The 15,019-nt window shown below is 37.8% G+C and carries 5 protein-coding genes; all 5 read right to left on the minus strand.

Going from position 1 to position 15,019, the window contains the following annotated elements; translation table 11 throughout:
* Nucleotides 1-36: 36 nt before the first annotated feature.
* The gene (locus tag WC614_05530; protein ID MFA5032464.1) at nt 37-6,654 is read right to left on the minus strand and encodes an FG-GAP-like repeat-containing protein; all 6,618 of its coding nucleotides are present in this window, start codon (nt 6,652-6,654) and stop codon (nt 37-39) included.
* Between the two features lie 397 nt (nt 6,655-7,051).
* The gene (locus tag WC614_05535) at nt 7,052-8,764 is read right to left on the minus strand and encodes a T9SS type A sorting domain-containing protein (GenBank protein MFA5032465.1); all 1,713 of its coding nucleotides are present in this window, start codon (nt 8,762-8,764) and stop codon (nt 7,052-7,054) included.
* 312 nt (nt 8,765-9,076) lie between these two features.
* Nucleotides 9,077-11,731: a hypothetical protein gene (locus WC614_05540; GenBank protein MFA5032466.1), complete on the minus strand. Its 2,655-nt coding sequence runs from the start codon at nt 11,729-11,731 to the stop codon at nt 9,077-9,079.
* 65 nt (nt 11,732-11,796) lie between these two features.
* Complete coding sequence (locus WC614_05545) at nt 11,797-12,324, minus strand: FlgD immunoglobulin-like domain containing protein (protein ID MFA5032467.1); 528 nt, start codon at nt 12,322-12,324, stop codon at nt 11,797-11,799.
* Between the two features lie 448 nt (nt 12,325-12,772).
* Nucleotides 12,773-14,812: a tetratricopeptide repeat protein gene (locus WC614_05550; protein MFA5032468.1), complete on the minus strand. Its 2,040-nt coding sequence runs from the start codon at nt 14,810-14,812 to the stop codon at nt 12,773-12,775.
* Between the last annotated feature and the right edge of the window lie 207 nt (nt 14,813-15,019).

Raw genomic sequence — 15,019 nt, forward strand, 5'->3', positions numbered from 1 at the left:
ATCGTTGGGGAGGGCTTCAGTTGACTTATTTGCTTCCTACTTCATCAAAATCAATTTCTTTGTCTCTTTGTATTCACCAGCATTGAATTTCGCAAAGTAAATACCCGTTGGATAGTTCTTTGATTCAAGCGTTTCTTTGTAATAGCCGGGCAATCTTTCTCCTTCTACAAGAGTTTTTACGCATCGTCCTGTAAGGTCGTAGAGTTTCAAAGATACTTTGCTTGTTTTCGGTAGTGAATATTGAATCGTCGTTTTGTTCCTAAATGGATTTGGATAATTCTGATAGAGTTTGAAAACAAGCGGTTTAGAGATAGTTCCTTGTGGTCCGCCGCTTCCAAGTTCGCCTCTGCAAATCTTTCCATCTCCACCATCTGTAGCATTATCGGGGCCTACCCCATGAGTTACCAAAACATTTCCCGTAAAAGTCTCTACATTTCTTATAAGCGCAATTCTTCCACCAGCCGAGCCACCACCGTCTGCCTGTGTATTATTTGCTCCGTCATTTCCATTTGCCTCTATGTTTCCTTCTCCTTTTAATGAATCACAGCTTATAAAAATTGAGCCACCGCTTCCAGCACCACCTGCATACCCGCTTGAATATTTATATCCAGCTTCTCCATTTGCTGAAACTATTCCATCAATCGTTATCACATTTGCTGAAAGTTTTAATCTTCCTCCACCGGAACCTCCCGGGGCTACTGTATAGTTATCCCCAAAGCCTCCGCCTGAACCAAGAGATGTAGGATTAAGAGAATCTGCTTCACCATAAGCAACTCCACCTGATATTCCGCTTTCTCCGTTTCCACCTGTATTTCCATACCCAGCTCCGCCGGCACCCGCTCCATTTACGCCGTTTGTGCCCTTGCCGGTTCCGTTTGATGTTAAGTAACCTTTTTTATCTGCACTTATTACTGCTCCTGAACTGACAGTTATCTCATTTGCCGTAATAGAAGCATTGCCTAATAGGGAATCTCCGGAATCAAGCTGGAATTTCACATTACTGAAATTCGCTCCATTAACAAATGAAAGCCTGTCATGTGAACCTATTATCGTATTAACCGGAGAAACAAGCAATTCCACGCTTCCATTGGATTGAACTACTTTTATTATCCCGCTCTGTCCATCTTGTGCTCTATCAGGATATATTGATCCTGCTCCAACTCCTCCGTTTGCTAATAACTTTCCGCTAAAAGATGAATTTCTGTAATTAATTCTTAAATAACCTGCGCCACCACCGCCACCTTGGGCTGTGCTTCTATATGCGCCATCTCCTCCATTTGTTTCCGCGATTCCGCTTCCAGAAATAGAATCACAGATTATATAAATTGACCCTGCTCCACCGCCACCACCGGCATAAGATGAGCCACCTGCTTCTCCGTCTGTTCCATTCGATTCTATTTTTCCTGAAAGTGTTAATGTGGCTGTTGAGAGTTTAATTCTTCCTCCACCTGCTCCACCCCAAGCCGAATAAGAGCTGCCATTTCCACCACCACAGCCAAGGTAAGACATTGGAGAAAGAGTATCTGAATAAGCAACTCCACCCGATATTTCCGTTTCTCCTAAACCGCCTTGCCCACAGCATGCTCCACCGCCTGCTCCCGCGCCATTTGTACCATTTGAGCCTTTTCCCGGTCCGCTGGCTTTTGGATTCCCTTTGCCTGTAGAGCTTAAAGTGCCTAATAGTTGCATTGTTTGAGCTTCTACGTCTATGATACCGGTAGTAGAGTCAGTGCCATTGAATGCAACACTATTCATCGTAGCACCTGAATTTATCTTAAATAAACCGATATTGTAATGTCTGCCTGAAACGAGTCTTGTGCTGTCGGTCGTCCAAACCCAGTCAGCTCCGCCATGATTCGTTCCGCCAAGTCCTACACTTAACTGGAAGTGACGCACTCCGCCTGCTCCGGAGTTATAAACATAGTTCGGATTAGTACGTAAGTTCTGTGTAGCCCCATTTCCAAGATCAAGCAAATATATGCCGTATCCCGAAGGCACATCGGACGGTAAAATGTTAAGTGTTATATTTTCGTTTGATTTATCCGTATTGACTTCAAAATTCCATACCATTGTGGAATCCGTAAGGTCAAGTGTTTTCCTGACATCCTGACAGAATTTATCTCCCAATGGATGATTCCATTCGGAATGCGGGAAATAAAGATATACATAATTAGAAGGTGGAATGGAATATTTTGGAATATCATATCCTTCATCACAGCTGTCGGAAGCTTCTCCAATTACGCCTGCATAATTAGAAGTATCATTACCGAAACTTGCCGTGGCTTTGACTTGCACTTTCCAATCAAGAGGTAGAATAGTTTTTATCGGCATAAAAGTAATAGGACCTGAAACAGTACTTGCTATAGTAGCCGAGTCATTAATTCCCCAGTAGTTATTTTGAGTTAATATATTGTCTCCAGCTTGATTTAAAAAGTTCCATGTTGCGTTGCTATAGATGCTATTATTTCCCGGAGTATACTCTGCGCTTTGACAATTTATGTTCCCAAAGTTGAACCCTATAGCTGAATTAGTGGATACCCCGATGTCATTAGCTATTATTGTATTCTCTCTTCCCATTAGGGAAGAATTTTCTGCTTTTATACCTGTTTCATTGTGATGTATTGTGTTTCCCCATAATTCTCCATGAGGAGCATTTGAGTACAATATCCCTGCTTCATTACAGTCTTTTATTTCAAAACCACAGATAGAAATATAAGATTTTCCATTTACATTAAATCCATAGTCTCGAGAATTGTCACCAGTAATTACTACTCTTTCTCCCGGAACTGCAATATATGCAATAATACCACTATCAGGATAACCTGAATTATAAGGTGTTATTGTTTCGTGGTATACGCCTTCTCTGACGGCAACTGCTTCGTCGGCTTTTAATACACTAGCAGCTTTTTGAATAGTTGCAAAAGGTTGTCCCTCAGTGCCTGGGTTCATATCACTGCCATTTGTACAATCTGCATAATACAACTTTTTATATTTAGAAACAGTTTTTTTAAGACTCCATGGTCCCATTTGTCCTGACCTATGCATTGCACAGACAAAGAAAGTAATGTCCTGATGGAAAGGATTTTTTTCTAAATATTCATACCATGTCCTTTGAATTGGAGCGAATGATTGAAGATAATAATTTGCAGTTGCTTTTTGTCCCACCATTCTTCCTATAGGACAAACCCAATAGCCACCAAGATAGGGTTCGTAAGCAGAAGAACTTGCCCCAGTGAATGGTATCGGATCCCATACAAGACGGTAAATTTTTTGATTCGGAGATGTAAGAGTTTGGGATTGCCCTTTAAGGTTTGTTACTCGAGGAGGAATGGCATTATTTACAGCTAGAGTTGTGTTATAATTGGAAAAATCCGAAGGCATATCGTCACAGAGATCAGAAGGATTATTATCGTCAACCGCACGAATTCTATAAAAATAAGTCCTTCCAATTTCACCTGTCTTATCTTTATAATATACCGATCCTCCTGTCCCAGAGAGTTCATCAATATATTCAAATGGGCCATTTTGACTTATCTCTGAACGATAAATCCAATATTTCATGCTTGCTGTAGTTTGCCATGTTAAAACATCTTTACTTTCTTCCCCATGCTCACCTAATGCAACTAAAAACATCGGTACGTTTGGGGCAGGAACAGATACCCAGGGAAGATTATAGGGAGTAGCTTTAAACGCACGCGTTTCAAGTACTGGCCTTCTTAATAGTGATACTGAGTTGTCTTTCCAAACGATTTTAATTTTATAGTAGTAAGGTGTATCCCAAATTACCTTATCGTCCAAATAGGTATAATAATTATAGTTAGGTTCAGCATTTGATGGAGTGATATTATTTGTTAAACAATGGTAAGGGCCTTCTTCGCATACGCTGCGCCACACTTCATAATGGTCTATAATATCACTTGCACCACTACTTATATCCAACCAAGATTCTTTTTCAGTAATCCAACTTATTCTGACTTTTTGATCGTCACTGAAAACAAAGACCTTTCCTAAGGAAGGAGCGTAGTATCTACCAAGAAGTGTTCCTGTCTCGTAAGATCCGGCAGGAACCGGGTGTCTCCCTCCAGCCCAGGACATCCAACCTATATTTCCTTTACAATATATGCTATAAAGGTCATCATTCTTCAGAAAATATTCCCGAGTTGGACCTTCAGCATTATAAATAACATCGGATGTTCCGACATAAAATCGTCTTCCCTCTATCCCCAGATTTTCATGCCAAACATTCATAATCCATGTCGGGAACATTGCTCTTCCTGAAATAATTTCATCTATATTTTCTTTAGCCCATGATGGAGAACTGTATTTTCCTACGCTTCCCGTAGATATTCCTATCCAAGAAGTAGCAGGGTCATTTTCTTTCCCTGAAATTCCGAAGTTTGCATGCCTTACATCATACCATTCTACAGGAGTTCCGTTCCCAAAATCCCAGTCAGCGACACTCCATCCATCCGGATGAGAAGGCTCTTCATTCTCAAAAAGTGTCCATGCATTTGTTGCATCCATTCTATTCCAAGTCGCTCCTCCATCTGTTGTTCGGGCAATGCCGGTATTTTTCGTTGTCATTGTCTCATCTCTTCCTTGATTGTCCATAGTTACCCAAACATACTGATAATTAGCTTTGTCAACCCATATGCTTCTGACACAGTCGGAAAGGGTTTTTATATCCCCATTTATTGCATAAGGGACAGGTTGTTGTACTGCTGCCCACGTAGCTCCTCCTAAATTACTTCCGTTGTTTGTTTTTAAAACATACCCTTCAGAAGCCCCTATATATCCATTATTTACATCTGCGAAATCTACACAGAAAAATGTAAGATTGTATGGAATCGATGAAGACACAAGGGATGTTGAGTTTATACAATCCCATGAGGAGCCACCATTCAAACTTCGCAATATAATTCCTCTAGGTTGGGAAGAAATAGCTCCATACGCTTCATTCACACTTACTTGTTTATTTACTCCGACGATAAATATGGTGTTATTTGGAGAATTAGGTATTTCACACACTCCTTGGAAATCCCAATCAGCTGGATTGATACCAGCAGAACTTAAAGAGGATGATTTGTCAGACCATGAAAAATCCGTATTCCTTCCAAGCACCAATCCGTTATCTCCTACTGCCCAGTGTCCATTAACAGACCTTACAATTTGGTTCGTATTAATAGGTGCCTGTTGGTCAAACCAACCATATCTGGATAAAGTATCAAATGAAACTTGCGTAAGCCAGGTATTGTGATATTCCCATGATTTAGGCTCAAGTTTTGGTACACCAAGGTCATTATTAATATTGGATATGTGGTAACTATAGCAGGAGAATTGATCTCTACAAGATGCCCAACTTGACGAAGTTAGTATATCAACTCCTGTATTGTTAGAAATTGCCACTATCTCTGCATGTCCATCATTATTTATATCAGCTACAGCAGGATGTTCCCATCCAGTTCGAGATGTGAAAGTATTATCAATGATATCCATCCCCCCAGTGCCTCCCCTTATAACATCATAGGCATATAAAGCATTAGTCCCTTCCCATATTATCTCCTTTATGCCATCTTTATCAATATCGCAAATAACAGGAGCAGGGGCCGAACCAGTCGTTCCATCAATTACATTTACTTGACGATATATAGTTGGTTGAACAGAAGGTCCGTTATCCCGAAGAACAAAGAGCATATCTTCCATATTATCAAAACTTGTATTTGAAAATACTACAATTTCAGGTTTACTTTGATCATCTGCTTCATTTAAGTCGGCAATAGCCACCATAGACATGGTTTCCGCAGAATTTGTGCCTGAGGGGGTATGTATAAACCTCCATCTTTCTCGTAAGCTTGATAGTCCTGTATTCCATTCAAGACAATATAATACATTTTCATCTCCACCATGTACACCATCTGACACTAAAATTTCAGGTTTTAAGTCACCATCAACGTCAGCTATTGCTACAGCTCCCATCATAGGAGTCGGTAAAACTGCCATCCACGTATGTTTCTGACCTCCAGAACCATTGAGACAATATACCGTACGACCACTCCCAAATATTATTTCCATGTCTCCATCTTCATCAATATCTGCAACTGCAGGAGATGTTGCATGTGTGGTAGTTGGAAATACCCAATCTTGTTGCAAGCTGTTAGTGCCATCCCAAGAAGCACAATGCAACCCATTATTTCCTCCTGCTAAAACTTTTGGGAAAATATCGCCGTTACTTACATAAGCAACCGTTAATCCCCCCCGTGCATAATTTTGTCCAGTCGGGATTGAATTCCCTAATTGTGCTAAAGTATTATCTAGACAATAAATTCCTGCGTTAGTAGTATTGCCAGAACTGTTAAATAAAACTTCCGGAACATTATCATTGTTTATATCTGCTATTACTGGATGAAGAGGCTCATTGCCATTAGGTTCCCCGAATGCATACAGTAATGTACCTGTACTACTAAGACAATAAATAAAAGAATTTGAATTACCTATAACGATTTCTGAACCAGGTCCTACGTTTGTTAAATCACTCACTGCTGGCGAACAAAGAAAAGTGTTTCCCGCCGCATTAAATGGCCATACTCCAAAACTATCTCCAACCATAAACCCCAACATTCCCACTATTACAACTACTTGCTTCAATAATCTCATCTCCACCTCCTTTGCCCTAAAAAGAGCAATTTACTTTTCAAAAAAGTTCTAATTAATAAAATCATTCTATAAATCAATGATTAAATAAAATATTATATTAAGAATTTGAGTTTATTCCCCCTATCTGTCAATAAAATTTCATGTGCAAATATCTATATTTATGGACATTTATCTATATTTATTTGCAAATATCTATGTGGGGAATTTTTCGAAGCGTTAGCGGACAGTGGTAATTAAAAAAAATAGGGGGTGTTGATTTTTACAATCCCTGTCTAAGTTCTGGGATAAAAGTTAGGTTGTTGTAAATTAGCAACTGAACAGATATTATGCTATTCGCAGTTTGAATAATGTGTGTTTGTGTAAACTTGCTATAATAAAAATCCTTTTTCTATATGTGTTATTTCATTAGCACTAATTTTTTCGTTTCTGTATAATTATCTGCTTGGAATTTCAGGAAATAAACTCCTTTGGCAACTTCATCCTCTCTTATATTAACTGTGTGGTAGCCTTTTTCTTGACTGCCGGAGTAAAAAGTTTTAACCAACCTGCCTGATATATTGTAAAGACTTAAAGCTACATTTAATTTTTCAGGTAAGCCATACTTAATCACAACATCTTCCATAGAAGGGTTTGGGGTTATTGAAATTTGAGTTGTGAATTTTGAATTGTGAGTTGTTTCTTCTATTTCTACAAGGCGTAAAGATGCCCTATTTTTGTAATTTACATTTCCGCTACTATCCACTAACCAGACAAACAAAGACTCGTTTGCCGCCAGAGTAATTGTATCCGGCGGGTAATGGAATGCGCTGGTGGTATCAAAGTCAGAAGTCGGTGCAGAACCTACCTTGGCGGAACCGATCTTATAGTAATATTCTGAAATACCACTTGGGTCAGTAGGGTTAATCCAGTTGATTTCAAAAGTAGAATCACTGCCTAATTTATTAGCAGTGAGGTTGATTGGTGCCGGAGGGGCAATCGTATCGCTGAACGGAGCAGAAAGGAATGGACGATAAAAAGCTATACCATAAAAATTAGAATCATAATAATCATAAATTTTTGTATCAATTATACTTGAACTTGTAGTGTTCCAGTAATTATATTTTGCATCAATATTCAGAGTGTCATTGTTATATACAGCGTAGCCAGTAGAAGAAATATTGTTTGTACGAACGAAAAGAATCCCCCCGTTATTGTAGATTGCAGAAGTAGTAATATCTATTATAGCGTTATATTTAATTGTGGCTTTTTTGCCATAATTATATACACTCCCCCCGCCATAATAAGCCGAGTTATTAGATAGTGTGTTGTTAATTATTGTAGCTGTACCAAAATTACAGACACCGCCACCACCACCATAACCAGAAGAAGCGGAGTTGTTAGATATTGTGTTATTTGTTATTGTAGCTGTCCCAGAATTAAAGATACCCCCACCATAATAATTAGCTAAGTTGTTAGATATTGTGTTGTTGTTTATTATTGCCGAGTCATAATTAAAGATACCGCCACCATAACAAGTAGTTGAGTTATTAGATATTATGTTGTTCGTTATTGTAGCTTTGCCATAATTACAGACGCCACTACCAGCTCCATAGCCATAAGAAGCTGAGTTGTTAGATATTGTGTTGTTAGTTATTGTAGCTCTGCCAGAATAATTATAGATTCCCCCACCATAAGAAGCCGAATTATTAGATATTGTATTATATCCAATGTAGAGCGAATTACTACCTTCATTGTATATAGCTGAACTACCGGCATACTCAATTCTGCAGTATTTCAAACTACATCTTGAAGTTGATTGAAACCATAGTCTCTGCCATCGCTGTGTGGTGTTTTGTGCGGATATTATAATCGAATCACTTGGTGTACCGATTGCATTCAAAACTCCTTTTACCAGTATGCACTTTCCACTATTAAGTTTTACTTCAACTCCTGGCTCAATAGTAAGTGTTGCGGAAGTATCTACTAGAACATTTTCCGTAATAATATACGGACTACCTGCCTTATTCCATACTGTATTTGTGCTGATAGCCATGTCTGCATTTGTGCTTGCGATTACAGGCAAAGATATAATAAATTGGGTTATTACAGTTATGCTAAAAATTTTTTTCATCTTACCTCCTATCTTGCAAATACGAAGCAAGTTGATACGAATATCACATACCGTATCTCTACAATTATAATAAATTCAGATTATATATATTAGTAATTTTTATTTATAATATATTTTTAACAAAAATGAAGAGATTTTATTCATATTAAAATATCGATGAGAAATGTCAAGACATCTTTATGCTTAAAATTAAATTTAATTTGTATATTTAGATAAACAAGAATAAAAGGATTTTTATTCTGTTCTTTTTTCGCCACAATTCTTTTAAGAATTATTATGTAGGGGCGGATTTTCCGCCCCTACATAATTCGCTTAATCTAAACTAATCTGTTTGATTTTTTCCTTCTTATTATGTTTCAGTTGCTCTTGCTGAATCTTGTAATCTTTTCCTAGTGTCTCTGAATAACTATAAGCTCTCGGATAAAGTAGTTCGCCCTTTTCGCAAGTCTTGTCTTTCCCCTTATACTCTTCTACTGGTTTCCGTAATTCTTTTATTACTGGGTCATCTCTATCCGCAAGAACAGTATAGGAAATTTCTTTGTTAGCCTCGCCGTAAACAGTAAATTTTGTATTACCGGATTGCCATTCATATCCTACCTGGAAAGGCTTACCGATTGGTGTTAAAGTTACTATTGCTTCATTTTCTTTTGTAAGCGCTGCAAAATAATTTGGCATTTCTACTGTTGCTTCACCGTTAGCATTTAATTTTACTTTCCCCTTATATAAACAAAGATTTTCGGGTGATTCAACAGAATTGTACCGCAAAGTCTTATTCATTGGGTCAAGAGGATGGTCAATAAGCAATGAATTATTTCCTGCAGCCGAAATTCCTGTGATTCCTACGTTTCCCCCAAAATATCCGGCAAAATTGCTACTATTGCTCGAAGAACCTTTAAAATTTCCTCCAGTGCTAGAGTATACCCCGTATTTTATTGTCCCGTCTCCAGTCGCTAGAAAATACCCACCATATTTTCTATAACTTCCGTTGCCAGCAGCCCATCCTAATACTCCATATCTATCATCGTAACTACCTGAACCATTCGCGTAAAAATATCCTCCGTAAACATCTCCTTCATTCGAATAAGAGGAAATAGCATCTCCATGAACGCCCATCATTTCCGAACAGGAACCTTCTGTATACCCCCATACACCTTTTTTATTCCCTGTCCCTGAGCCTTTTCCTTCAAAATAACCACCATATGAAACACCTGTACTTGTCTGGTTGGAACTACCATAAACTCCATATGAAGCACCTGTGCTTGAATGGCTGACACTGCCATAAACGCCATATCCTGAACTGCCTGTGCTTGGACTTAAGGTGCTATACAAACCATATTGGGTTCCACTCCCCCCTGTAGTTGTATATATTCCATATTTATCACCTGAACCTGCACCTTCTGCAGAAAAATAACCTCCGGCGGCGTAGCCTGTCCCTGAATGAGAACCATAACCGTAAACTCCCCTTACAGATCCTGAACCGGAACCACCTGTATGAGTAGCCTCACCTTCACTTCCTATTATGCTGGCACTTGAAGTTGAAGTTGCCTTACCCCATGAGCCCCTTCTAGTTCCTGTTCCTGAGCCATTTGCCTCAAAATATCCTCCTGTCTCATCCCCTGAACCTGCATTAGTGGCGCCACCATAAACTCCATATGCCGGATTGCTTGAACCTGCAGGTGCAGTTGCAATACTTCTAACACCTACTTTAGCCCCTGTTCCTGAGCCTTTCCCCTCAAAATAACCTCCGTATGTATTTCCGTTACCTGTATTACTGGCATTACCATAAATTGCAAATGACGGGCCCGAGCCTGCGTGTTGAGCAGAGCCATAAACTCCGTATGCATCATTGCTTGAACCTGCGGGTGCGGTAGCTCCGCTATACAAACCATATTTATATCCTGTCCCTGAGCCTTTTCCTTCAAAATAACCACCATAAGCTTTACCTGTGCTTGTATGGTCAGTGCTTCCATAAACCGCGAATCCATCATAGCTGTAGAAACCGTTTGCTTCACAGTATACACCATATCTTTTTCCGCCTTCTCCGCTTCCCCATCCGGCAAAATATCCTCCTATTGCATCACCTGTACTCGTTTGATTTGCACTGCCCGTCATTCCATATGCAGTGCCTGAACCCAGATGCATAGCATAACCATACGCTCCATTGGCACTATTACTCGACCCTGAAGGACCTACTCCCTTACTATATAAACCAAATTTATTGCCTGTGCCTGAGCCTCCAGCCTCAAGATACCCTCCGTATGTATTGCCTGTACCTGTATTATTATTGTATGCTCCATCATATTCACAATATATATCGCTCGTAGTGCTTACAGTCAATGTTTTAGCTAACCCTATACCGCCACTAGTTGCCTCCCAACTTTGTCCTAAATGATTATGGGCAGCTTCGTCCGTACAAAAAGCCTTATAATCATTCTTGCTTTTGCCATCAAGATAAATGACGCTTCTTGCAAAGTCAGCAGTATCGGAATGTGTTGCTTTTTCTGCTTTTATTGCATAACCCACGCTGGCTAGTTTCTTGCGCGGGGTAAGAATATCGTCGCCTACCTGTGTTTCAAGCCATAATGATGCACCCGTAAAAATATCAGTAGGAATAGGCTTGACGCTTCCAAGCACTGCATTGAACAGCCCGTTATCTACCTGGATATTAGTTTGTGTTTCACTCCACAATTCCTTTCCTCCCGTTGACTCACTATATAACCTGAAAATCATTCCCATTGTCCCTGTAATACCTGCTCCTGTAGTATCTTTTGCAGCAGCTATCCATCCCTGGTAATTAAGCTCGTGTAAGTTTGTAAGTGTAGAATTCGTATTTCTTTTTGCCTCTTCTTCTACACGAATAGGAGCGGTATTTGTTGCAGCGCGGATAGGACTCGCATTTCTCTGAGCTGCCTGCAATCCACCAAATAATGGAATACACATCGCAATGGTACTCAATATTTTTCTCATTTTCTCCCTCCTTAGTTAGACTTTGCCACACAGTGGCATTAGACTAACTTATCAGTGTTCCTGACTTACTTCATTAATATCATTTTTTTCGTTGCTCTGAATTCAGAAGCAGACATACGTACAAAATAAATTCCCTGCGCTACTTTTTCTCCCTGCTTGTTAGTCCCGTCCCATAACATATTATACATTCCCGGTATTTGTTCCCCGGAAACCAGTGTTTGCACAACACTGCCTGCAAGATTGTAAACCTTTATGCTGACATTACTTGTTTTCGGAATCCCGTATCTAATCGTCACACTGCTATTTGTAATCGGATTTGGCCACGGATGAGCCATACTGAATACCTTCGGAATAAGCGGGTTATCCGATACGCCCACCTTTGGACGCGTTAGACAGGTATAAAACCCCGCCTGCTCAATACGGTTAGCTGCCCGGGACTGCCCGATAACGGATTGGCCTGCCGCATCTTTCATAGAGTAGTTAGCCGAACTTGACTTTCCACCCGTAACTGAGAATGCGGATTTCACAAGCACATATTGGGCTCCAAAAACCTGAGTAGCCCCAAAAAGCACTGCGAGAGCGAAACACTTCATCTTTACCTCCTTTTCTCCTTGCTGTTACTCATAAAAATAAGTCTGTAAAACAAACTTTCTTTCACCTCCTTTTATTATATTGAAAAATAACTTTTTCTTGCTTTATTGCAAGGGAAAAGGCTTTGCAAATATCTATATTTATGGACATTTATCTATATTTATTTGCAAATATCTATGTGGGAAATTTTTCGAATATGAATTTCTGTATTTAAAATGTTGTTGTATTGTAAGAATTTATAAAAAAACAAATCAAAATTTGTGGGAAAACGTTCTCATTTCTTGTTTAAGAGTCTATGAAATTTAATGATAATGGAGATATGACCAAAGCATTTTTTTGAAAAGAGGTTTTTAGAGTTGTTGATAATCTCAGTAGTTATACAGGAAAATCTCTAAAAAGAGATTGTTTTTTGAATGATTAAGCGATAATTTTTTCCATTTTTCCTGAGGATTATTTTGTTTTTAACCGCTGTAAATATTCTAGATTTTTCCTTGATGCTTCACAAGTTGAGTCTATTGTTAAAGCTTTATTGTACTCATATATGGCTGAATCAATTGCCCCTTTAGCTCTATAGGCATTTCCAAGAGTATTATATGCTTCTGCCAGATCAGGCTTTAGTTTTATTGCCTCCTTAGATTCGTTTATTGCTTTATCAAACAATCCTTTTCTTTCATAAACATCTCCAAGATTGTTGTGTATCTCCGGTGAATCGGGATTTAGTATTAAAGCTTTTTTGTATTCCTGAATTGCTTCGTCAAACAATCCTTTTTGTGCATAAATATTTCCAAGATTGTTATGTATTTCAGGAAAATTGGGGTTTAGTATTAACTCTTTTTTGTATTCTTGAATTGCTTCTTCAAATAATCCTTTTTTTGTATAAATATTCCCAAAATTATTGTGTATACCAGGCGTATTAGGATTTAGCATTAAAGTTTTTTTGTACTTTTGGATTGCTTCATCTAATAATCCTTTTCTTTCATAAACATCTCCAAGATTGTTGTGTATATCCGGTGAATCGGGATTTAGTATTAAAGCTTTTTTGTATTCTTGGATTGCTTCATCCAACAATCCTTTTTGTGCATAAATATTTCCAAGATTATTATATGTTTCAGGGCAAAAAGAATTATATTTCAATATATTCTGAAATAAAGTAATTTGGTTTTTCCAAATATTGTTTTGCCGTATAGTAAGTCCGGCATACATAAGAATTACCGCAGCGATAAAGAACTTTATAATGTTTTTGAACCCTGTTGTAAAAGGCAACCTAAGAGTTTTATCAATGCCTGTTGCCAGAATCATAAAGAACCCTATGGATGGAAGATATATCCAATGCTCAAGCATTCCTCTTGGTAGAGGTACTATAAGATGAGAGGTAGGGATAAAGAACAACAAAAACCATAATGCACCAAAGAAAACAATTCTATTATATTTGTATGCCATAATTACTCCTATTCCTATAATTATAAATACTAAAACTGCAGGATCAAATATAGAAGTTGTTATAGTTAAAATGCGGTCCATGTATAACCCAAATGGAAGAAAAAGTAATTTCAAATATAGAACAATACTTTTACAGGTAGTAAGCAGTCTTAAGTAAAAGTTGATTTTACCAGAAGGCCAATTACCAAAGGTTAAAACATAAATCCTCAACAATATATACAGTAAAGTTCCTAAGAAAAAAGGGGCATATAAAAACAAAAAAGAGTAATTATTTTTTATTTTTTCTCTTAAAGTTAAAACATTTATGTTTAACCCTAATGAGTAATCATACAATACTAGTATAAATGGAAGCATTACTGCTGTCTCTTTGGATAACAGGGCAAATATGAAAGAAAAAATTGCACCAGTATAGTAGTAATACTTTTTTTGATTACGCAAGTTAAAACCTGTTTCTATTGATGAAGTTTGGCGATATTTAATAAACAATATAAGCGTTAATAATATAAAACTGCTTACCATTAAGTCTGTCCTGCCTGAAATATAGGCTACCGCTTCCGTATGTAGGGGATGCACGACAAAAAGCAAACCTGTAATTAACGAAACTCTTGGGGTGCGGGAGATTAAATTTACAAAGAAATACACAAGTACTGCAGTCAGTAAATGCCATAGTAAATTACTAAAATGATAACCTGTTGGATTAAGTCGCCACAAATAATAATCAAGCATATTAGATATAGACTGAAAAGGACGATAGTAGTAATAATGATTAGTGTTTTTATTGTTTCTGTGAGAAGGATCGTCTTTCATACAAAAGATATCTGTAGTGAAGATTTTAGGAATATATTTCCAATTTTTAATATAAGGGTTTTTTTCTATAATAGGAATATCATCATAAACGAATTCATTTCTGAAAGAATTGACATATACGATTATACCAAGGATAATTATTGCAAGGATGTGGATAAAACGTTTCCCTCTTAAAAGTCCTTTTGATTTTTGTAGTAAGTAACTTATACCTGTTTGCCTATCGTACAAGTTTTGTCTTTTCATTCGATGATAATAGTTTATGTATATAAAAAATGTAAAAAACTTCGGATTTAATATTGTTACAAAAAAAGGAGTAACAAAAACATATTATTAATAATTAATGTATTTACTCCGCATAATTTTACTAAATAGTAAAAAATAATATTACATTCGGCTTTCTATTCTTGTCAAAATAAAAGCATTTGCAAATATCTATATTTATGGACATTT

The sequence above is a fragment of the bacterium genome (assembly GCA_041649255.1).
GTDB lineage: Bacteria > Hydrothermota > UBA3073 > JACQXS01 > JAQTXJ01 > JAQTXJ01.

Coding starts and splice junctions, on each gene's coding strand:
- WC614_05530 (MFA5032464.1), bottom strand. CDS start 6,654: ATGAGATTATTGAAGCAAGTAGTTGTAATAGTGGGAATGTTGGGGTTT.
- WC614_05535 (MFA5032465.1), bottom strand. CDS start 8,764: ATGAAAAAAATTTTTAGCATAACTGTAATAACCCAATTTATTATATCT.
- WC614_05545 (MFA5032467.1), bottom strand. CDS start 12,324: ATGAAGTGTTTCGCTCTCGCAGTGCTTTTTGGGGCTACTCAGGTTTTT.
- WC614_05540 (MFA5032466.1), bottom strand. CDS start 11,731: ATGAGAAAAATATTGAGTACCATTGCGATGTGTATTCCATTATTTGGT.
- WC614_05550 (MFA5032468.1), bottom strand. CDS start 14,812: ATGAAAAGACAAAACTTGTACGATAGGCAAACAGGTATAAGTTACTTA.